The organism is Streptococcus cristatus, from assembly GCF_003943505.1.
Taxonomy (GTDB): domain Bacteria; phylum Bacillota; class Bacilli; order Lactobacillales; family Streptococcaceae; genus Streptococcus; species Streptococcus cristatus_E.
The window spans coordinates 1-726 of sequence record NZ_RJPS01000068.1 but is presented as its reverse complement, the minus strand read 5'-3'; the positions used below and the strand labels follow the sequence as shown (position 1 = coordinate 726).

The 726-nt window shown below is 45.6% G+C and carries 1 protein-coding gene; it reads left to right on the top strand.

Features of this window, described 5'->3' with window-relative positions; translation table 11 throughout:
- The coding region (locus D8792_RS11010) for a PAS domain-containing protein (protein ID WP_142999401.1) at positions 1–640 on the top strand (640 nt) is incomplete at its 5' end.
- Between the last annotated feature and the right edge of the window lie 86 nt (positions 641–726).

Sequence of the window (726 nt, the reverse complement as noted above, 5' to 3'; positions counted from 1 at the left end):
AATCGCAACAACCATCACAGAAGTTGACCCTGACGATCCAGAATGGGTAGAAAAAGCTGCAAAAGCTGTTGGTGCTGTTTCTGGCGATACCTATGTCAAGCTTGACCATGGTATCCTGACTGTTAACCAAATCGACATGTTCTTAAAGGCCATGCCGTTTGAGTTGACTTACGCAGATGATAATAACCAGTTCCTTTACTATAACAACGCTCATCAAGATCCAGACACTATGTTTGCCAAACGTGTACCATCCCAATCAGGTGGTCGTCTCTCAACTCTACACAACTCTCTTCCTGCTGCTCGCATGAAGAACGTGGAATGGGTGGTTGGTGTTCTTCGTAATGGTGATCAAGAGTACGTTCGTACAATCGTGCCGGGTTCACCAGCAGGTGTTATCAATACCCACAACTACCAAGCAATGTACTATCCTGATGGATCTTACGCTGGTATCAACGAAATCGTCTTCAACTTCCAGCCTTGGCTAGATTGGTATCTAAAAACAACTGGTCAACGCTTGGTTGGAGGAAGTGGTCCCTTTGCTCCTGCAGCTGCAGCAGCCGATGCCACTTCTGGTGCTTCAGATACCGGTGGTGGTCACGGCGGTGGAGATGCCGATGCAACATCTGGCGCTAGTGCTTAATCAGAACAGAATGAAAAGAATGGATTTTTACATCCATTCTTTTTTATTTTATTTCATTTCCTTGAAGGCCTTTTCTGCTTCTTCGT